Source organism: Cutibacterium sp. KBN10P07758, from assembly GCF_050286205.1.
GTDB classification, from domain to species: Bacteria; Actinomycetota; Actinomycetes; order Propionibacteriales; family Propionibacteriaceae; genus Cutibacterium; species Cutibacterium acnes.
The window spans coordinates 128,893-148,164 of the sequence record NZ_JBNNQV010000001.1 but is presented as its reverse complement, the minus strand read 5'-3'; the positions used below and the strand labels follow the sequence as shown (position 1 = coordinate 148,164).

General features: G+C 60.9%; 16 protein-coding genes. 8 read left to right on the top strand and 8 right to left on the bottom strand.

Translation table 11 applies throughout. From position 1 onward, the window contains the following. Positions 1 to 144: 144 nt before the first annotated feature. Positions 145 to 537: a heavy-metal-associated domain-containing protein gene (locus ACOYO3_RS00685; protein ID WP_002514189.1), complete on the bottom strand. Its 393-nt coding sequence runs from the start codon at positions 535 to 537 to the stop codon at positions 145 to 147. 23 nt (positions 538 to 560) lie between these two features. After that, complete coding sequence (locus ACOYO3_RS00680) at positions 561 to 815, bottom strand: metal-sensitive transcriptional regulator (protein ID WP_002518499.1); 255 nt, start codon at positions 813 to 815, stop codon at positions 561 to 563. A gap of 615 nt (positions 816 to 1,430) precedes the next feature. On the opposite strand from ACOYO3_RS00680, the gene dnaB reads away from it, so the two are divergent. The 4 genes from dnaB (at position 1,431) to ACOYO3_RS00660 (ending at position 4,865) form a co-directional block, all read left to right on the top strand. Next, entirely contained in the window at positions 1,431 to 2,777 is a 1,347-nt protein-coding gene (gene dnaB / locus ACOYO3_RS00675) for a replicative DNA helicase (protein WP_002516454.1), read from the top strand. Between the two features lie 41 nt (positions 2,778 to 2,818). Continuing rightward, positions 2,819 to 3,829, top strand: coding sequence for a zinc-binding alcohol dehydrogenase family protein (locus ACOYO3_RS00670; protein WP_002518500.1), 1,011 nt, complete (start codon positions 2,819 to 2,821; stop codon positions 3,827 to 3,829). 146 nt (positions 3,830 to 3,975) lie between these two features. Beyond that, positions 3,976 to 4,293, top strand: a complete 318-nt coding sequence (locus ACOYO3_RS00665) for a hypothetical protein (RefSeq protein WP_002516441.1) — start codon at positions 3,976 to 3,978, stop codon at positions 4,291 to 4,293. Further along, on the top strand, positions 4,290 to 4,865 hold the full coding sequence (locus ACOYO3_RS00660; protein ID WP_002516444.1) for a DNA-3-methyladenine glycosylase: 576 nt from the start codon (positions 4,290 to 4,292) through the stop codon (positions 4,863 to 4,865). The genes ACOYO3_RS00665 and ACOYO3_RS00660 overlap by 4 nt, the downstream gene beginning before the upstream one ends. A gap of 323 nt (positions 4,866 to 5,188) precedes the next feature. On the opposite strand, the gene ACOYO3_RS00655 is transcribed toward ACOYO3_RS00660, so the two are convergent. The 4 genes from ACOYO3_RS00655 to ACOYO3_RS00640 form a co-directional block, all read right to left on the bottom strand. Next, on the bottom strand, positions 5,189 to 6,439 hold the full coding sequence (locus ACOYO3_RS00655; RefSeq protein WP_002516460.1) for an anaerobic glycerol-3-phosphate dehydrogenase subunit C: 1,251 nt from the start codon (positions 6,437 to 6,439) through the stop codon (positions 5,189 to 5,191). A gap of 2 nt (positions 6,440 to 6,441) precedes the next feature. Further along, the gene (gene glpB, locus ACOYO3_RS00650; protein ID WP_002516442.1) at positions 6,442 to 7,785 is read right to left on the bottom strand and encodes a glycerol-3-phosphate dehydrogenase subunit GlpB; all 1,344 of its coding nucleotides are present in this window, start codon (positions 7,783 to 7,785) and stop codon (positions 6,442 to 6,444) included. Then, entirely contained in the window at positions 7,782 to 9,416 is a 1,635-nt protein-coding gene (glpA, locus tag ACOYO3_RS00645) for an anaerobic glycerol-3-phosphate dehydrogenase subunit GlpA (RefSeq protein ID WP_002516474.1), read from the bottom strand. Before glpA ends, glpB begins: the two co-directional genes overlap by 4 nt. 416 nt (positions 9,417 to 9,832) lie before the next feature. Beyond that, positions 9,833 to 10,765, bottom strand: coding sequence for a 2-hydroxyacid dehydrogenase (locus ACOYO3_RS00640; protein WP_427305910.1), 933 nt, complete (start codon positions 10,763 to 10,765; stop codon positions 9,833 to 9,835). Between the two features lie 108 nt (positions 10,766 to 10,873). Here ACOYO3_RS00640 and ACOYO3_RS00635 point away from each other — a divergent pair, with 108 nt between their 5' ends. Both ACOYO3_RS00635 and ACOYO3_RS00630 read left to right on the top strand, forming a co-directional pair. Continuing rightward, complete coding sequence (locus ACOYO3_RS00635) at positions 10,874 to 11,380, top strand: MarR family winged helix-turn-helix transcriptional regulator (protein WP_002518141.1); 507 nt, start codon at positions 10,874 to 10,876, stop codon at positions 11,378 to 11,380. Next, positions 11,377 to 13,104, top strand: a complete 1,728-nt coding sequence (locus ACOYO3_RS00630; protein WP_002519742.1) for a chloride channel protein — start codon at positions 11,377 to 11,379, stop codon at positions 13,102 to 13,104. The genes ACOYO3_RS00635 and ACOYO3_RS00630 overlap by 4 nt, the downstream gene beginning before the upstream one ends. Before the next feature lie 2 nt (positions 13,105 to 13,106). Here the strand turns inward: ACOYO3_RS00630 and ACOYO3_RS00625 are convergent, their stop codons facing one another. Beyond that, complete coding sequence (locus ACOYO3_RS00625; RefSeq protein ID WP_427305709.1) at positions 13,107 to 14,513, bottom strand: amino acid permease; 1,407 nt, start codon at positions 14,511 to 14,513, stop codon at positions 13,107 to 13,109. Positions 14,514 to 14,628: 115 nt separating this feature from the next. Then, positions 14,629 to 15,120, bottom strand: a complete 492-nt coding sequence (locus tag ACOYO3_RS00620) for a MarR family winged helix-turn-helix transcriptional regulator (RefSeq protein ID WP_002516471.1) — start codon at positions 15,118 to 15,120, stop codon at positions 14,629 to 14,631. 333 nt (positions 15,121 to 15,453) lie between these two features. Here ACOYO3_RS00620 and ACOYO3_RS00615 point away from each other — a divergent pair, with 333 nt between their 5' ends. Next, positions 15,454 to 16,638 carry a metallophosphoesterase family protein gene (locus ACOYO3_RS00615; RefSeq protein ID WP_002524511.1) on the top strand — a complete coding sequence of 395 codons (1,185 nt, stop codon included), beginning with the start codon at positions 15,454 to 15,456 and terminating at the stop codon, positions 16,636 to 16,638. Beyond that, complete coding sequence (locus tag ACOYO3_RS00610) at positions 16,635 to 19,241, top strand: AAA family ATPase (protein ID WP_002519745.1); 2,607 nt, start codon at positions 16,635 to 16,637, stop codon at positions 19,239 to 19,241. Before ACOYO3_RS00615 ends, ACOYO3_RS00610 begins: the two co-directional genes overlap by 4 nt. The last annotated feature ends 31 nt before the right edge of the window (positions 19,242 to 19,272 follow it).

Sequence of the window (19,272 nt, the reverse complement as noted above, 5' to 3'; positions counted from 1 at the left end):
GTTACCGGCTCTCTTACCGGCAGCCCCAGCGATCCAGGAGGCCGGTGGGTTGTAGGGAAAGTCAACGTCGGGGGTCGGGGTCTGACGGCGTCATGCGGTCCGAACCCGGGGCCCGACGTCAAGATCTCAACGGAGACTAATGGCTCAGGCTTGGTGACCGCCGCAGCCGCAGCCGCCTTTACTAGCGTGCTCGGCATGCTTAGCAGCAGCCTCCTCGGAGTGCTGGTGTCCGCCGCAGCCGCAACCCGATCCTTCAGCTTTCTTCCCGGCGTGGCCATGACCTCCACAGCCGCACTGACCACCGGGGTGACCGGCAGTATCAAGAGATGAGGCTTCGGCAACGGTGTACTCTCCGGCCTCATCAACGGCATCGGCGACCTTGCCAAAGGGGATCTCTTCAGCCGAGTCGATCGTCATTGAGCCTGATTCGAGGGAGACAGTGACGTTGTCGACGCCGTCAAGGGCCGAGACCTCTTCGGTGATCGCCTTGACGCAGTGCTCGCAGGTCATCCCATTGATGGTGTAGGTCTTGTGCATTGTTCCTCCAAGTGTGCTTGCCATCAGGCTTTGACGAGGCGGGCAATGGCCTGGTTAGCCTCGGCGATTTTATCCTCGGCCTCCTGCCCACCAGCTTGTGCCGCACGAGCAACGCAGTGGCTCATGTGCTCAGCGAGCAGTTCCAAGGAAACGGATTTGAGTGCTGAGGTGACTGCTGAGACCTGAGTCAAAATATCAATGCAGTACTTCTCCTCATCAACCATCCGCTCCAGGCCGCGCACCTGCCCTTCGATCCGCTTGAGACGGCGCAGGTGCATGTCCTTATGCCCGAGGTATCCATGCTGGGGGTGGTTACAACCACATGCCCCGCAGGTTTCCCCAGGCGCCGAAGATTCGACGTCATGATCCCCCGCGACATGGTCACCGCCAGGGGCACAACAGCCGTCACCCGAGTTGGTCATGCATCCTCCTCTGCACCAGAGAGTACCCCGAGGGGGTATCTCAGACAAGGGCGCAATCTCCCGGTGACCTCACGTCACACTCGCCGGGCCTGCCGATGGTTTGACGGACCATCTAACCCGCTCCGGAGGCCACCATCCATATCCACAGCCCCTGTGGATAACGTGTCGCTAGATGGCACTCACGTCGCATTCAAACCCTACTTGTACACATCCCAGCCGAACACCGTCTCCCCCGCGACACGCCGAAAATTTTCGTCCAATAACTCACACAGCGACTATAACCCCTAGTCAAAGGGTAGTTACTAGATAGTATTCCACGGCATATCCCCCGATCCACCGAGTTATCCACACGTTATCCCCAGGCGGTCCACATCCATCCAGGCATTACCCACAAGACCTGTGGATAACTCTTATCCGGGAGTACTTAAAAACGTGGCACACTAGCCCCCTGTCAGCCGTGAAGGAGCCGCCATGTCCAGCGCACCCGCCGAGCCGGGCCCGTCCTTGGACCGTAACCCTCCCCAGGACATTGACGCCGAAAAGTCCGTACTAGGTGCCATGTTGTCTTCCAAAGACGCCATCGCCGACGTCGTCGAAGAGATCAAGGGCGTCGATTTCTACCGCCCTGGACACGAGCTCATCTTCAACACCATCACCGATCTATACGGTCGCGGCGACCCTGCCGACACCGTCACCACCGCCGATGAACTAGATCGCCGCGGCGAACTCGAGCGAGCCGGCGGACGCCTGTACCTCGCAGAATTGCTAACCAATGTCACCGTCACCGCGAACGCGGCATACTACGCCAAGATTGTCGCCGAGAAAGCCGTTCTTCGTCGCCTCGTCGAAGCGTCAATCCGCATCGCTCAGATGGGCTACCAGGGACAAGGAGAGGTCGCCGACATCGTCGACGCCGCCCAGCAGACCCTCTACGACGTCTCCACCCGCAAAACCAGTGAGGAATACCACCCACTCTCGGAATTATTCGAGAGCACCTTTGACGAGCTTGAGGCCATTGAGGCTCGCGGCGACGCCATGGCCGGCATTCCTACTGGGTTCACCGACCTTGATGAGCTCACCAACGGGTTCATGCCCGGCCAGATGATCATCGTCGCCGCCCGTCCGGCCATGGGAAAATCCACTCTGGCCCTCGACTTTGCCCGCGCCGCCGCGATCAAGAACCATCTCGCAGCTGCAATCTTCAGCCTCGAGATGGGGCGCAACGAGATCGTCATGAGATTGCTATCTGCCGAGGCAGGGATCGAGCTGTCCCGGATGCGTGCGGGGCGCCTGTCCGAAGAGGATTGGCAGCGCATGGTCGACAAAACAACACAGATCTCGTCAGCACCGTTGTTCATCGATGACTCCCCTAACCTGACGATGATGGAAATCCGCGCCAAAGCAAGGCGGATGAAGCAAAAATTCGACCTCAAGCTCGTCATCATCGATTACATGCAGCTCATGACCTCCGGCAAAAAGGTGGAGTCGCGTCAGCTGGAAGTCTCGGAGTTTTCTCGCCAGATCAAACTGTTGGCTAAGGAGCTCGAGATCCCTGTCGTGGCCCTTTCCCAGCTCAACCGTGGCCCCGAGCAGCGCACCGACAAGAAACCCATGATGAGTGACCTGCGCGAGTCCGGGTCACTCGAGCAGGACGCTGACGTCGTCATCCTGTTGCACCGAGAGGACGTTTACGACAAAGAGTCCCCGCGCGCCGGCGAGGCCGATATCATCGTCGCCAAGCACCGCAACGGGCCGACACGGACCGTGCCAGTGGTGTTCCAAGGCCACTACTCGCGTTTCGTCGACATGCAGCGCTAACAGCGGTACCCAAGCAACCCGGTCGGCACTACCGTGGGGTCATGGAAAGCATGCACGCCGTCGCCATCACCGGGCCCCTGCCGGTCTCCGATCCCGAATGTTTCGTTGACGTTGACCTGCCAATACCGGAGCCGGGCCCGCACGACCTGCTCGTTGAGGTCCAAGCCGTCTCGGTCAACCCCATCGACATCAAGCTGCGTAAGGAGGCTGGAACGCTCTCGCATCCCCGCGTGCTGGGGTTTGACGCTGCATCCGTCGTGCGCGCAGCCGGATCGGAGGTCAACGGTTTCAGCGTCGGTGACGAGGTGTGGCATTCCGGAAACCGCGATCGTCCCGGCACCTACTCGCAATTCACCCTGGTTGACTCGCGGATCGTTTCGAAACGCCCGCCATCGTTATCTATCGCCGAGGCCGCATCCCTGCCACTCACTGCTCTGACATCATGGGAAGCCCTCATCGACCACATCCGTCTGGGTACCCCCGAAGAACGCAGTAACAAAGCCTTCCTCATGATCGGCGGCGCTGGTGGCGTCGGGTCGGCAGCCATCCAACTAGCTCGTGCTATTACCAGCGGGCCGGTCGTTGCGACCTCCTCGCGCCCAGAGAGTGCACAGTGGTGTCAGGATATGGGAGCCACCGGAATCATTAACCATCGTGAACCGCTCGCCCCGCAGGTCAACGACTTCGGCATCACCGGGTTCGACGGCATTCTCTCAGCTTATACGCCACCAGCATCGACTTTGGCTGAGATCATCGCACCGTTCGGACATCTGGTCATGATCGACGGAACCGACTCATTCGATCTCATGGCCTTCAAGTCAAAGTCATTAACGGTGACCAGCGAGTCGATGTTCAGCCGTCCACAGTTCGCGACGCCCGACGTCGCCGAACAAGGCCGGGCACTGGCCAGCATCGCCGACCTCGTCGAGAAGAGGCAGATCCGTCCGACGATGACCCGCCATATCGAGGGTCTGACAGCCCAGCATGTGCGTGAAGCCACCGCAGCCGTCGAGTCCGGTGCCATGATCGGAAAAGTCGTCATTACGCTGTGATCCTTCGATAACACACTCGCCCTCGGCTTACCGGGCACCAGTACGTCTAGAAGATGGGCGGTTCGCGACACCTTAAGGCGACTGACGATCTCGACCCGAATCGGGGTTTACCCGGGCGTCCTAAGCCGCCCAGCTAGACTCGGGGCATGAAGCTGAACAGGGCAGAAAACGTCAACACCGCCGAGGTGGCCGGCCTCGGGCTCGTCGGAGGATGGCTCACTGCTCGCACTACCGGGGTCCGGCCACTGGGCGGAACCGTGCTCGCGGCTGCTGGCTGCTGGGCTGGCCGCACCTGGCTCGCTAAGAGCGGACCGACGATTGCTGGCCTGCTGGGCGCAACCTACCTGGCAGCTTTCGGAGCTTCTCACGGATTGGCAAAGAAGATCGGTGCTTGGCCAGCGGTCATCACCGTGACCGCCGCTACCTGCACTGCGTGCCACTTCCTGTGCGACACCAAGGCATGATCGACCTCTCGGCTCCCGCTATCGAGGTCGCCCCGCTCCTACTCGGGGCAACGATCTGGCGCGGCCCGGTGGGGATCCGTCTCACCGAAGTCGAGGCGTACATGGGACTCGACGACCCAGCATCCCATGCCTTTCGTGGGCCAACCCCGCGCGCCCGCGTGATGTTCGGGCCGCCTTCTCACATATACGTGTACTTGTCTTACGGCATGCATCGCTGCGTGAACCTCGTGTGTTCACCAGACGGGGAGGCATCTGCCGTGCTACTGCGTGGCGGGCAAGTCATAGCAGGCCACGATGATGCTCGTCGGCGTCGCGGGAACGTCGCCGAGAACCGCCTTGCCTGCGGACCAGGAAATATGGGGTCAGCTTTGGGTGCCAGTCTCGAAGAGTCTGGAAACCCGGTGAGCATCATCGGCAATGGTGCGATATCTGCCTTGGGCTGGCGCCTCGAACCCGCACCGGAGATTGCCGAATTCCGACAGGGCCCGCGAGTAGGGATCAGCCGCAACATTGACGCCCCTTGGCGGTGGTGGATTCCCCAGGACCCCACGGTCTCGGGCCCCCGAACATAAGCCACAACGGTCGCAAGGTCAGCACCCCCTGACCTGCCGTGCCCTCCCACCCCCCGGTGACAAAAAATCCCGACCTACAACAGGCCACATCACAGCAGTGATCGGACCCGCCTCGAACCGGCAATTTTTGACCAGCCACGGCAAGACGACCCTCGACGGCCGGCCGGCGACCCCAGCCGGAAGTTGCGCCCGACATCGCAGCAGCACGTGAAAGGGCCGGGGCCCGCCCCCACAGCAGGTCCCGGCCGACTCCGGATCGCAGGAGGTCCGGCGAAGCTGAACCCTCACGCCATCGAAGAGCGGTAAGGTCCAGCAGGTTTCGATCAGTCGAGCAGGTTGTTCGACAGCCCGAGCGAGTGGTGCAGCAGCCACACCGGATGCACGATCTTGACACCCGAGGACTTGGAAATCTGCCAACGGCACGTCTCGGTATCGCACACTCCAACGCCCTCGTTGTGATCCTGCATGTGCTTGAACACACCCGCACCGATCCTCTGAGCGACCTCATAGCGCTCGGCCTTCAGACCGTAGGTACCGGCGATGCCACAGCACGGCTCGTTAGACTCCAGCACCTTGACACCCGGGATGAGCTCCATGAGCTGAACCGCTGGGAATCCCATGCCCTGGCTCTTGACCTGGCAGGGCTGGTGATAGGGAACCGTGATGTCGATCGAACGGAATTGCGAAGTGTCGAGTTCACCATTGCGGTACTCGTCCATGAGGAACTCTGAAAAGTCCCGGGAACGCACCGACACATCGTGCAGCCGAGGATCGTCAACACCCATAATCTCGTGAGCCTCGTGCTTCATCATGCCGACACAGGAGCCGGACGAGGACACGACTGTCAGACCCTTGCCGAGGCTGATGATCTTGTCGCACAGGCTGAGGATGTCCTTGGTGGCACCCTCGAACAGACCGTTCGACTGCTTAGCCAGACCGCAACAGCCCTGCTTCGGGACGAGCACTTCATAGCCCAGGTGCTCAAGCACCTCGATAGATTTCTTGGAGGTCTCGGTCTCGAAGTAACCGCCGGCGCAGCCTTGGAAGAAGACGATCGGACCCTTGGTAGCTGGCTTGGCGGGCTTGTGATGGCGCATCCACTTGCTGAGAGTCTCCGTTTGAGCGGTCGGCATCGGGGCATCACGATGGACCTTGATGATCTTCTCGACGGCGATGCGGATCGGCTTCTGATTGAGGCCCCAGTTAGCCAGCGGGGCGATCGGGGACAGCACACGTCCTTCAAGAGTGGTCAGCGGAATGAGGCGGTCACGCAACGGAACACCATTCTGGTGCTTCATCTTCGCAGCGGCCTGTTCGTTGAGCTCCGCGATCTTCACCCCTTGCGGGCAGTGCAAGGTGCAGATGCCGCAGAAGTTGCACCACTCGAGGGAGTGGTCAACGGAAGCCCCGTCACGGTAGCGTTCGCCTTGCGGGCCGTTGTACTTCGGACCGGTGTAGAGCGGGGTGGCCTTGGCGACCGGGCACATCGTCTCGCAGATAGTGCATTTGACGCAGGCGTCGAGCGACTGGCGCGAGACCTCGTGTCCGGCGAATGTCTCCTCGATAACACCCATGATCAGTTCCTTTCCTTGGTCGCGGCGCCTGCCCCGACCGACGACAGGATGGCATCGGCAGCCTTGATGGCCGAGCCGAGGGCGATACCCTCACCCGACTTCTCCTGCCACCTGGTAGCACCGGCGATCACGCCGCCGGCGGCGTAGACATTGGAATGGACGGGCTTACCCTGGTAGGTGACGAGCATGGTCTCATCGACCTCAACACCGCACAGGAAGAGCGGCTGTGGGGAACCCCAGTAATCACCGTGGATGAGATCCTCCTCCTTGACGCCTTCCGGCATGGTGACCGGCAGGTCGAGGATGGTCTCATGCAGGTGGCCGTGAGAGTCAAGCTTGAGGGCCCCGGACTCGAAGCCACCGCCAGCGAGGACGACGGCGTCAGCCTTGATCTCCTTGCCGGCACCAGCGGTTCCGACGGTCACGGAGACAACCTTGCCGTCGGCCACCGTGCAGCCGGTGACTTTCGAACCAAGCACGTAGTCAACACGCTCGTTCTTAGCGGTCGCAACAAGCTTGTTGTTGAGGCGCATGCCGGGCACGCAGGGTGGCAGGGATGCGATCTCGAACACCTCGGCGCCGAGGATCTTCTTGAAGTCAGCGAGGACCTCGCTGTGGTTATCGATGCCGAGCACGGCCGGCAAGGCGACAATCTCACCGGGATTGACGAATCCCCTAAGCCCCTCAGCCAGCATTCGACGGGTACGAGCATCGTCGAGGGAGCGAGCGATCGCCAAGCCGGTGGCGTCGTACTCGCCCTCGCGGGGCTCAAAGTCGACCACGACAGCGCGGGCGGAGGCATGGCCACCGCCAGGCAGCGTTGTGCGGTTGATGTTCTGAGCGATGAGACCAGCGTGGAAGTCTTTGTACTGGGCTAACCCAATGACAACGACCTTGTCACCGTCCTTAAGATTGCCGTTGATCATCGACGGCGGGACTAGGGCCGTGGGACGAATCGCACCGACGGCGGTCGGCACGTTGATCGTGGCCTCCCCGTCACCAAGCAGGTAGGAGTCACCGACAACCTCGCGCAGGAAGTCGATGCCCTCCTTCACGGCTTCAACGCCGATCTTGGCGTAGGGATGCGCAGGGTGTTGGGACGCGAATTCTTGGACAGCCTGGTAGGGCTTCTCGACGCGATCCGGGGTGTAGCCGAGGATGTCGATAGTGCCCTGACCCAACTGCAGGCCGCCGACGCCCTTGGTGACGAGGGTCACCCGGGCGCCACCGCGGCGCAGGCGCAGGGCGGTGGTTAGGCCGGCGAGGCCGGATCCGATGACGACGACGTGCTGAGCGCCGAAACGGTCGGCAGTAACCGACTTAGTGGGAACGGTTGCGGTGCTCACAGCTCAACCTCCTGCTGCGGGGTGGGAAGGTGCTCAACGTCGAAGGTGCCCTGGAAGATCCAATCGTCAAGGGCGGTCTGCCGAACCTGCTCGCCGTAGAGAATCGGCCACAATCCGATCCACCGGTTCTTGAGGAACAGACGCAGCAGACCGGTGGCGCGCTCGGCGTCAATGGTGCCCTCCTCAACAGCAATTCCGGTAGCGCGCATCGAGCAGAAGCCACCCTGGCAGGGACCCATACCCAAACGCAGCTGGCGGCGCAGGTCGTCGAAGGTAGCGTCGGGCTGCTCGGCTAGCAGATCGGTGAACATCTTGCGGCTCATGAGCTCGCATTCGCAGATGACCTGGTTGTCAATCTTCTTCGATGACGGCACGGTTTTCGGGTCGCCACCGCGGACCAGACCAGTCCCGGCACGACGCTCTTCGTTCTCGCCCAGACGGTGGGTGATGAGGTAGTTCTTGCCGACGGTCGATCCGGGCACAGCCTCGTCTGCGGTACGGCAGGGACGGTCGTCGCCAAGTTGCTCACACATGACGTCGACAACGTTCTTGGCCATCAGACGATAGGTGGTGAGCTTGCCGCCGATGATGGAAACGATGCCGTTAACACCGTCGCGAGAACCGTGGTCGAGAACGCTCATACCGCGGGACATGTGGCGGGTATCGGTGGCAGAGACTCGCTTGTCTTTGAATAGCGGGCGGGCACCGGCCCAGGCATGTACGGCACGGGCATCGCGGAATCCGGGGACAAGGGCCTCGCCGGAATCGAGCATCTGCTGCACTTCGTTGCGAGGAATGGCCAGCCGCTCCGGATCGTCAGCTTTGACGTCGGTGGTGCCGATGATCGACACGGTGTGCACCGGCACTAGGATGTCGCCGTCAGCAGGGTAGATACAGCGGTTGACTACCGTGTTCACCAGGCGGTGGTTCATCGCGATCATGATGCCGCGGCCTGGCACAACGTCAACGTCATAGCAACCGACAAGCTCAGCAATGCGTCCCGCCCACGGGCCAGCAGTGTTAATAACGAACTTGCAGTCGATGCGGATCTGCTCGTCGTGCTTAAGGTCGTGGGCGACCACGGCGGTGATCTGGTCTCCCTCGCGAATGATCTCGGTGACGGCAGTGTAGGTCATGACTTTGGCGCCGTATTCGATGGCGGAGTGGGCGGCGCCCCACACCATCTGCCAGCCATCGACCGAACCGTCCTGAACGGCGAAGGCGCGCTTAATACCGGGGTTCAGACGAGGCTCGCGACGCAGGGCCTGCGCGGTGGAGATTTCCTCGAAGGGAACCTTGGACTTCTTGGCTCCCTCAACCCACTGATCAGAGAACTCCAAGTCATCTTCTGGGGTCACCACGAACAAGCCGCCGGTCTTCTCAACGGCGTCAGCGTGGATCCGGGTGACGATCTCATTTTCCTCAGCGCATTCCGTCGCCGATCCGGGGTCAGAGACGACGTATCGTCCACCAGAGTGGAGCAGGCCGTGGTAACGACCGGTGGTTCCTTGGCCGAGGTCGGCCTTGTCCAACAGGACGGCGCGGTATCCACGCATCGCGACGTCCCGCACGACGCCCGCACCGGTGGCACCGCCACCGATGACAACGACGTCTGCGTCCATGGTCCTCATTGAATGCTCCCTTCGAAACCATCCGGCGTGTGGGGGGTGGCTCAGGGATCTCGATGCCCCGCCACCGTTGCCAGGTACGTGACAAGGTTAGGGAAAGCGATGTGTAACAACCACCGAAAACGGCTTTCGTGCATGTTCGTGCACACCCCCTAGAACAGACGTGCAAACCGCGCTACAACGCGATTTCCGTGTCACAAGACCCCGTCTTCAACGCCATGATTTAGATAACTAATCGGTTGTTTAAATATAGAAAACAGGACTGCGGAAATAGCCACTTCCACACGCCTTGAGACAATTCTGACCGCGTCATTGCGTGCTTTCCTTCACGTCAAAGAACACAGCTGAGCCCGGCTCTCTGCGACGAAGTTCCGCCAACGAGAACCGGGCCTACCACATCAACGCTGTGAGCGAACGAATCACTCCACCGGGGTTTCAGCCGGCTTACCGTCAAGGACCTTGGCGATATTGCGAGCAGCCAGACGACTCATCGCTTCGCGGGTCGGCAGCGCAGCCGACCCAAGGTGGGGCAGCAGCACGACGTTCTCCATCGTCAGCAAGTCCGCAGTAATCGTCGGCTCCTCCTCGAAAACATCCAGACCTGCACCAGCAATCGCACCCGTTTTAAGAGCCTCCACCAGGGCAGCCTCGTCGACACAGGCGCCACGAGCGGTATTAACGAGGTAGGCGGTCTTCTTCATCGCAGCCAAGGCGTCAGCGTCGACGAGATGACGGGTCTCATCAGTGAGTGGACAGTGCAAGGAGACAACGTCGGAGGTTGCGAACAGTTCGTCGAGCTCGACGCGACGAGTGGGCTGGGTATTGAGATTGACGGCGTCAATCGCCGCGACATCCTTCTCATGGCGGGCGTTGTAGATGACATTCATGCCGAAGGCTGCTCCGCGTCGAGCCATAGCCTCACCGATCTGTCCCAGACCGACAATGCCGAGGGTAGCCCCCTGTAAACCAGCGCCGAGCATGAAGGTGTGATCGTAGCGCCAAGCCCTGCCTGCACGCACCCAACGTTCAGCCTCGCCAGTACGACGAGTGACCTCAAGAAGCAACGTGAAGGCAAGGTCAGCAGTGGCCTCGTGGAGGACGCCTGGGGTCGATGTGACGACAACCCCAGCCTGCTTAGCGGCGTCAAGGTCGATGTTATTAAAACCAGCGGCGCACTGACCGATGACCTTCAGGTTCTTGCCTTGACCAATCATCTCGGCGTCGAGGGGATCGGACAAGCTCGTCAGTATGGCATCAGCGGTAGCGATCTGGCGCGACAGTTCCTGGCGGTCCATGAAGTGGTCGCCACCTACGACCTCGTGACCGGGGAGCTCCTCGTTAACGACGGACATGAGCTGCGGTGCGGTGACAATAATGCGGGCCGTAGCATCACTGTAGGTGACCGCGCCACCGACACACAGCACGTCGCCAAAACTAATGCAGTGTGCAACAATTCCGCTGTGCAGATATCGCGGGATGCAACGAACGGGCTGACCCCCGATCACACTGATGTTGAAATCGCTTTGCAAGCATCGTGGGCCCTCATTGACGTGGCAGCCCGCTCCCTGGCGGAACTTGCCGAAGATGTCAGCGCGCCGCAATACCGACTCCTCGTCCTCATCGACGCCGGAGTGACGCGCGGAGTCGATCTGGCTCGTGACCTTGAAGTCCACTCCTCAACCATCGCGCGCATGGTTGAGCGTCTCGTCGCCAAAGGGTTCATTGACCGTTCTCCCGATCCTGACGATCGTCGGGCCAATGTGCTCTCCCTGACGAAACGAGGGGCCACACTCGTGCAGAACGTCAATGAGCACCGTCGTCGTCAACTCGTCGACTTACTCAGCCACCTCGAGCCCGGCGAGATCGACACTGTCGTCACCGGATTCACCTTATTTACCCGCGCAGCCGAGGCCAGCGGACACGGCACCCCCAACCGCCCTTGCGCAGAGGATTCCAACCAGCAATGACCGAGACTGCCATCCACCCCGAGGCCCGGGCCGCATGGGCCAAACAACTCAGGCGCCTGCGCCGTGCCCTCGTCCCGCACCGTCCCAAGGCCTTCCGAGACTCCCTAAACCGTTGGCTGCTTATGGGCACAGTCATCGGTATCGTCTCTGGCGTCGGTGCCATTATCTTCTTCTTCTGTCTGAAAACCGGCACGCATTGGCTACTCGAGACGTTGGGCGGCTATACCCCACCCGGCACCTTGGGGGAGGGCGGCGGTGTCGCCGGCACCAGGCTCACCCGCCCCTGGGCCATCCCGCTCATCGTCGCCGGAGGCGCCCTGGTTTCGGGAACCTTGGTGTACTTCGTCGCGCCTACCGCCAAAGGCCATGGCACTGACAACGCCATTCATGCCGTCCATCACGACCCGACAGCTCTCAAGGGAAAAGTCGCAGCGGTCAAGATCATCGCATCCTCCCTCGTAATAGGTTCCGGCGGTTCGGGTGGACGTGAGGGCCCCACTGCCCAGATCAGCGCGACCGTCATCTCCTCACTGTGTAAGAAGCTCAAAATCGCCACCCCAGACGCCCGGATTGCCGTCTCAGCAGCCACTGCCTCAGGCATCGGTGCCATCTTCCGCGCCCCGCTGGGCGGTGCGTTACTAGGTGCGGAGCTGCTCTACCGCGACGACATGGAATCCGACGCGATCATGCCTTCCCTGGTGTCGTCGATCGTCGCCTTCGTGGTCTTCGGGTCGGTATACGGATTCGAGCCAATCTTCGGATCGCTCAGTGGAGTGCAATTCTCCCAGCCTTTGCAACTCATCTGGTTCGTCCTACTGGGCCTCACTGCTGGCCTCATGGGCAAGCTTTATGTTGAGGTCTTCTACAGCGGCACCACGCTTTTTGACCGTCTCGACAAGGTTCCTGGCTGGCTCGTCCCGGCTATCGGTGGTCTGGGAGTCGGGCTGCTTGGACTCCTCATACCGGCAGCACTGGGCACCGGTTACGGCTCAGTGCAACAAGAGATGTTCGCCAACAACCTCGTGCGGATGCCGCTGCTCATGGTGCTGGCAATCCCCTTCGCCAAGATCCTCTCGACGACCCTGTCCATCGGATCGGGCGGTTCCGGCGGCGTCTTCGGCCCTGGCATGGTCATCGGCGGAGCCACTGGCGCGGCACTGTGGCGCCTCCTCGAGGGGCTGCCAGGTATCCCATCCTCACCGATGAGTTTCGTCATTGTCGGCATGATCGCCTGCTTCGGTGCGGTTGCCCATGCCCCACTCGGCGTGCTGCTCATGGTTGGCGAGATGACCGGAAACCTGTCGATGCTCGCTCCTGGCATGATCGCCGTCGCCGTCGCTGGCCGAGTTGTCGGGGACACTTCGATCTACACCTCTCAGCTCAAGGATCGCCTGGAGGGCCGACGCGTCCATGCCATGGGGCGCGTCACGAAACTATCAGAGCCTAAATCTGACGACGAGGTAGCTAGCCCGAAGCCCGCTATCAAGAAGCCATCCGGAAAGAATGCTTCCCTCTCGAAGCCTGCTGCTGAGCCGCTTGCCAAACCGCAAGCCAAGCCCGCAACCGTTCCCTCCCCCCATCCGACCACGGCTCCCACCCCAGCCACTCACCAACGTGATACGCCTCGGATCGTCCCGGAAATTATTCGGGCCAAAGACCGTAAACACGAGCTGCTCGCTCGGTCCCCCAAACCCCCGAACGACCCGGGACCGTCATCCGCTTGAGTTCAGTCGGTCGTGGGATGGAAGGGGCTGCGTCCGGCGTGATGGGACCATCCCACTCCAATGACATAGAGGATGACGACGAGCGCCCCCGTTGACATCAGTTGAGCTCGTACGTCGGGGGAAAACATGCCCAGTACAACGATGCCAATCAGCAGGATCATTGCTGCCCAGTTCACCACCGGAAACCCTTTCAACCGCATCGGCAGCGGGGCGCCCTCCTTCTCAGCGCGGCGACGCAGCACGTAGTGAGAGCAGATGGTGAAGAAGTAGGTAACGATGATGGTTGAACCGACGATATTAAGCAGAGTACCGAGTACGGCGTCGCCCCATTCGAAAGTAGCCAGCACACAACAGAATCCAAAGGCGACGCTGGCCAGCACCGCAACCGTCGGCACCGAGCGTCCCCTGGTTCGCATGGCGACGCGAGGGGCCATGCCGCGTTCCGCTAAAGAGCCAAGCATCCGGGCAGCCCCATAAAGATTGGCATTGAGGGAACTCAGCAAGGCCAACACAATGACCAAGGTCATGACCTCGGAGGCTGCTGGGATACCGGCCCGGTTAAGGACGGCCACGAAGGGGGAAGCGCCGAGTTCGGGGTCGTCCCAAGGCACCGCGATAACCATGATGGCTACTGAACCCATGTAGAACACCAGGATTCGCCAAACGATGGTGCGCACAGCCCGGGAGACATTGTGGGCAGGGTCTTCGGTCTCGGCGGCCGCCACCGCCATGATCTCGATGCCACCGAAGCTGAAGGCGACCAAAAGCAGGGCTGTCGCCACCCCAGACCACCTATTGGGCAGGAATCCGCCGTGGCCGACGAGGTTGGATGTTCCCGCCGCGGGAGCCGCCAAGACTCCGCAAATAAGCAGCACACCGATGGTAAGGAAGACGACGACGGCGACCACTTTAAGCAGGGCAAACCAGAACTCGAACTCTCCGAATCTGTCGGCTCCCAGCAGGTTGATTGCGGTGAGGACGACCAGGAAGATGAGGGTAAGCAGCCAGACAGGGGCTATTGGCCACATAGCAACAAGGGTCGACGCCGCCGCGATCGCCTCGGCCGCGACGACGACGACTAGTTCGATCCACCAGACCCACCCCATCGCAAAGCCAGCTGCTGAGCCCATGGCTCGGGATGTGTAGACCGAAAACGCCCCGGAGTCGGGATGGGCTGCAACCATCTCGCCGAGCATGTACATGATGGCGATGACGAGTAACCCGGCGACGATATACGCCACCAAGGTTGCTGGTCCAGCTGCAGCCACACCCTTGCCAGACCCTACGAAGAGTCCGGTTCCGATGGCCGAGCCAAGGCTCATCATCACCAGGTGACGACCCTTCATGCGGGGTTTGTCCATAGCGGGTTCGCCGGATTCCGCCGGGATGCCCGTGGCCGCTACTGCCATATGTGCTCCTCATCTGCGTCGGTGGGGCTGATGATAAAGCTGGTACGGTCCCGCGGATGTGACCGTTTCCCTAGGTGGGACAAGACGTGACGTGACACGGCGACGTGAAGTACCTTCAACTGTGGTCTGTGGGGTTGACCTTGCCTTCTTCAGCGAGACTCTGGCAGATTCGCGAGAGAATGGCTTCGAGGTCGTTGAGGTGGCCGCAATCAAGCCCACCAAAAACGACGCGTCGGATCAGAGCAGCGTGGCCCGGGACGGCCTGTTGTAATGCCGCCGTGCCCTGATCAGTGAGGTGAATGATGGCCCCTCTGCCGTCCGAACAGCAGACGCGACGTTCGATGAGGCCTCGCTTCTCCATACGCGTGAGGTGATGGGACAGTCGGGAGCGTTCCCATCCCATGTGCTCTGCAAGGGCCACAACTCTCATGTCGCCGCCGTCGGTCTCAGACAGACGCACAAGCACCTCAAAGTCCTGCACCGACAATTGCGAATCGCGGGACAACTGGCGGTTGAGCACGGCAGGCAAGGTAGTCGATACTTCCAGCCACAAGCGCCATACGCGCTGCTGGTGGTCGTCGAGCCAAACGGCGGAGTCCTCAGTCACCGTGCCTCCTTTGTCGCTGAGTATAAGGGGCGATAAGCACATCTTCTGTCACCGAAGCACTTTCTTTGTTGACACGTCCAACGTCTCCGTTGAGGTGACTGCCTAGACCGCGTCCCTGACCCCCTAACGCCGATCGCGACGCCCACGTGAAGTCCGCTAACTTCCTCGACGTCGAGACGCCCGACGACGACCTTCCGCTCCACCTCCGCCGCTACCAGCGCTATCAAGCAGAACTGAGCGTCGGATTATCGCTAAGACTGGCCCTGACAAGCCAGAACATTACCGGAACACGCGTACACAAATAGTATCGGAGCCATTTCCTATCATGCTGCCATGACGAGATTTCTCCACACCTCAGATTGGCAACTGGGGATGACTCGGCACTACCTGTCGAAGCGCGGCGACGACGACCCACAGGCACGGTTTACTGCCGATCGAATCGAGACGGTACGCAGGCTAGGCGACGTTGCCCGGCAAGAGGGCTGCGAGTTTGTCGTCGTCGCCGGAGATGTCTTCGAAACCCACAATGTCTCCACTCAGATCATTGCCCGCGCGTGTGAGGCGATAGCCTCCATTGATCTCCCCGTGTACCTGCTGCCCGGAAATCACGACAGCTTAGAGCCGGGGTGTCTCTGGGATGGGCCAGAATTCGCACAGCGCTGCCCGAGCAACGTCCAGGTGCTACGAGACCACGCAGAGACCCAGATCGCTGACGGCAACGGGGTCGTCATCGCTACGATCGTTGCCTCTCCGCTGACGACCCGCCACCCGTCAACTGACCCCCTCGCCGACCTTGTGAAGAACCTGGAGCCCGCCCAGACACCACGCATCCTGGTCGGCCATGGCCAGCTTGAGGGGCTATCGGGGGATGCTCGTGAAGCCCTCATCTCGCGAGCTCCTCTCGAGGACGCGATTGCCCGAGGTGCGCTGAGCTACGTCGCTTTGGGCGATCGTCATATCGCGTGGCCGACCAACGATAACCACGCCGCCATCCGGTACAGCGGAACCCAGGAGACAACGAGCTTCAACGAGGAGAGCGTCGGCACTGCGGTAATCGTCGACCTCGGTGATCCTCTTACCTGCCAGACGATCAATGTTGGCACGTGGCTGCATGCCCGAGTGAGTCAGGAGGTAGCCAGCGAGGCAGATCTACAGGCTCTGCGCGATAGGTTCGACTCCTTCAACCGCCGAGATCGCACCATCATCCGCTACGACCTTCACGGACAGGTCACTATCTCTCAGAAGGCAAAGCTCGACGAGATCATCGCTGATTATGAAACTGTCTTCGCAAGCCTCGAACCGAGTGAAACCCGCCATGACCTCACCGTGGTGGGAGACGATATCAGCCTGACTGAGGCTGATGTGCCCGGTTGGGTACGAGATGCTGCCGAAGAATTGTCGGACATGTGCGCCACCAATGAAGACGCCGTCGCTGCGCTCACCCTGCTGCACCATCTCGTCAGCGCTGAAGGAGCCAGTATCGCATCTACTGCACACACTGCGGAGGTGTCACGATGAAGCTGCACCGCATCCACGTCGAAAATTTCAAAGCGATTGACGAACGCACCCTCGAGTTGCCCGATTGTGGGGTTGTCATTGCAACCGGACGCAACGAGATCGGCAAGACCTCCATGGTGGAAGCCCTCGACCTGCTGCTCGATACCAGCACCAAAGCCTCATCGAAGTCTCGCAAAGTCCGAATCGCTCAGCCCTATGGCACATCTCTGCAGGTGGTCGTCGAAGCTGAGATGACGATCGGCGATCACCGCTTCGTTCATCGCAAGTGCTTTCTCAAAGACAAGGAATCTTCACTGAAGTTCCTTGCCGGGCCTCGTGCTGGCCAGACCATCACTGGCGACGAGGCTGTCGAGATGATGGAAACTCTGTTGTCCGGCACAGATATGACTCTGTGGAACGCGCTGCGTCTCATGCAGGCCAGCGGACTATCTCCGTTGCGGCTGGATTCTTCCCAGGCCCTTACCGCTGCCTTAGAACAAGCTGGCGGGCAGCAACCTGACGAGGGTTCCGGAGGCGGACTCATGGATCGGGCTCGAGCGGAATATGACAAGTACTTCACGCCCGGGGGATCAGAGCGTCGCAACGTCTTCGCAGATCGCGACGAGCTCGAGGAGATCCGCAGCAACCTTGCTAAAGGACAAGAGAGGCTCGCAGAGGTCGACGAAGTCGTCGACTCCCTCAGCAGAATCAACGAACAAATCAGCCACGATCAGACCGTGGTGGCATCCAAAAAGACCGACTGCCAGAAAGCTGAGGCTGCCCTTGCGAGCCTCACCGAACTCGAGAAGGAGGTCGAGACCACCAAACGTACTGCCAAGGAAGCAGCGCAGCGTCATGCCGAGGCCAAGAGGGCCCACGACATGAGGGCCAAGCTCATCGACGATCTCGCGACGGCCCAGGACAAATATGAACACTGCCAGCGCGTGGCCGCAGAACTATCGGAGCTGGGCCGAAGCGTCGCCGAGGAACGCGAGGAAGCCAAGACAGCTTTCGATGAGGCTCAGAGGAAAGTTACCCAGGCCGAGGAGGCCGAAACCCAGGCTCGGCAGACCCTTACAACAGCGCGTGTTGGTGAAGAATCGACCAAGGCTCGGCAACAGCTCGACCGGATCAATGAGCTCAAGACGCGCATAACGGCTGAACAGCAACGCCTCGACACCGAGAAAGTGACCGGCAAGGCACTATCCGCGCTAAGGGAAGCCGTCAAGGCCGACGACCTTGCCCGCGATAAGGCATTGATGGCTAGCCCCCAGTTAGCCATCGAACACCTCGCCGACGGGGTTTCGCTACGCATTGACGGCGCCGACCTCGATGTACCGATCGGTACGACGAATCAGCGCCGGGTACATGGCGAGCTCGTCATGGAGATGGGTGAGGCTTGGCGAGTGCGAATCTCCCCCACTTCTGAGGTCATGACCTTAGGGAACGATGCCGAGAAGGCCCACCAAACCGTGGTGTCACAACTCGAGGACTTAGGTGTGGCGAGTCTGGAGCAGGCAGAGTCTCGTCTAGCTGAACGCAGGGTCATGGAGACCCACATCTCTTCCTGGCGGGAACACCTCGAGGAAGAGCAGGGCGAAGTCACCATCCAAGAGCTTGAAGCCATGGCTGAGCGCACTACCGAAACCGTCAGCATCACGGCCGCCGAGGCTCAGAAGCTGGAAGAAGAGGCTGTCGCCGCAGCGAATGAAGCGCGTACCGCCCAACGTCAGGCTGACAACCGGTTAAGAACGGTGGAAGAGCGCCACGTCGAGGCTCATGAGAAGGTCTTCCGGGCAAATATCGACGCTGAAAAAACCGCCGAAACGGTCACCAGGCTTTCTACCGAACTGACGGCTGCACGCAAAATCACCAGCGATGAGGCCCTCACCGAGACGCTCACAACCGCCCAGGAGCAGGCTCGACTCACACAGGCCGAGGCCGACCGCGCCCAGGCCGCGCTAGCGGAACGCAACCCCGAGCAGGTCCACACCGAAGCTGAAGGAACACGGGTGGCACTGACGACCGCAAGGGACCGCCTCGAGAACAACATCCGTCGTCGGGCAGAACTCAACGGACAGCTGCAGGGGCTTGGCCGCCAGCAGCGTCAGACCGAGGTCGACTCCCTCACCATCAAGGAACACCAACTGGCTCGACGAGTGACTGGATTGGAGCAGCGTGCACGGTCAGCCAAGTTGCTGTACCAGACTCTGGCAGCCCACCTGGAACACGTGCGACAGTCTTACGTGGCACCTTTCACCACCCAAATCGACCGGATTGGACGCGGGGTCTTCGGCCAGGAGCTTCACGTCGAGATCGACTCCACCTTGTCGGTCGTGGCACGTCAGCTTAATGGCTCCCGGCTGGAATGGGACCAGCTGTCGTCAGGGGCCCGCGAACAGTTGGGACTGATCGTCCGGCTGGCCGCCGCTCGGCTCATTGACCCCGACGATGGAGTGCCGGTGATCCTCGACGACGCCCTGGTCTACTCCGATCCTGTGAGGGTCAGGCACGTCCTCGCCGAGGTAGCCCAAAGTGCTCAGACTAGCCAGATCGTGGTGTTTACTAGCGCCCCAGAGAGGTACGACTCCGTACCCGGAGCGCAGCGCGTGGACTTCGAGTGACTTTGGGATGGCCCGTCGACCACAGGCCGCT

Excerpts from the sequence above, each read along its gene's own strand:
- ACOYO3_RS00685 (WP_002514189.1), bottom strand. The coding sequence starts at position 537 with ATGCACAAGACCTACACCATCAATGGGATGACCTGCGAGCACTGCGTC.
- ACOYO3_RS00680 (WP_002518499.1), bottom strand. The coding sequence starts at position 815 with ATGCACCTGCGCCGTCTCAAGCGGATCGAAGGGCAGGTGCGCGGCCTG.
- dnaB (WP_002516454.1), top strand. The coding sequence starts at position 1,431 with ATGTCCAGCGCACCCGCCGAGCCGGGCCCGTCCTTGGACCGTAACCCT.
- ACOYO3_RS00670 (WP_002518500.1), top strand. The coding sequence starts at position 2,819 with ATGGAAAGCATGCACGCCGTCGCCATCACCGGGCCCCTGCCGGTCTCC.
- ACOYO3_RS00665 (WP_002516441.1), top strand. The coding sequence starts at position 3,976 with ATGAAGCTGAACAGGGCAGAAAACGTCAACACCGCCGAGGTGGCCGGC.
- ACOYO3_RS00660 (WP_002516444.1), top strand. The coding sequence starts at position 4,290 with ATGATCGACCTCTCGGCTCCCGCTATCGAGGTCGCCCCGCTCCTACTC.
- ACOYO3_RS00655 (WP_002516460.1), bottom strand. The coding sequence starts at position 6,439 with ATGGGTGTTATCGAGGAGACATTCGCCGGACACGAGGTCTCGCGCCAG.
- glpA (WP_002516474.1), bottom strand. The coding sequence starts at position 9,416 with ATGAGGACCATGGACGCAGACGTCGTTGTCATCGGTGGCGGTGCCACC.
- ACOYO3_RS00640 (WP_427305910.1), bottom strand. The coding sequence starts at position 10,765 with ATGTCCGTCGTTAACGAGGAGCTCCCCGGTCACGAGGTCGTAGGTGGC.
- ACOYO3_RS00630 (WP_002519742.1), top strand. The coding sequence starts at position 11,377 with ATGACCGAGACTGCCATCCACCCCGAGGCCCGGGCCGCATGGGCCAAA.
- ACOYO3_RS00625 (WP_427305709.1), bottom strand. The coding sequence starts at position 14,513 with ATGGCAGTAGCGGCCACGGGCATCCCGGCGGAATCCGGCGAACCCGCT.
- ACOYO3_RS00615 (WP_002524511.1), top strand. The coding sequence starts at position 15,454 with ATGACGAGATTTCTCCACACCTCAGATTGGCAACTGGGGATGACTCGG.
- ACOYO3_RS00610 (WP_002519745.1), top strand. The coding sequence starts at position 16,635 with ATGAAGCTGCACCGCATCCACGTCGAAAATTTCAAAGCGATTGACGAA.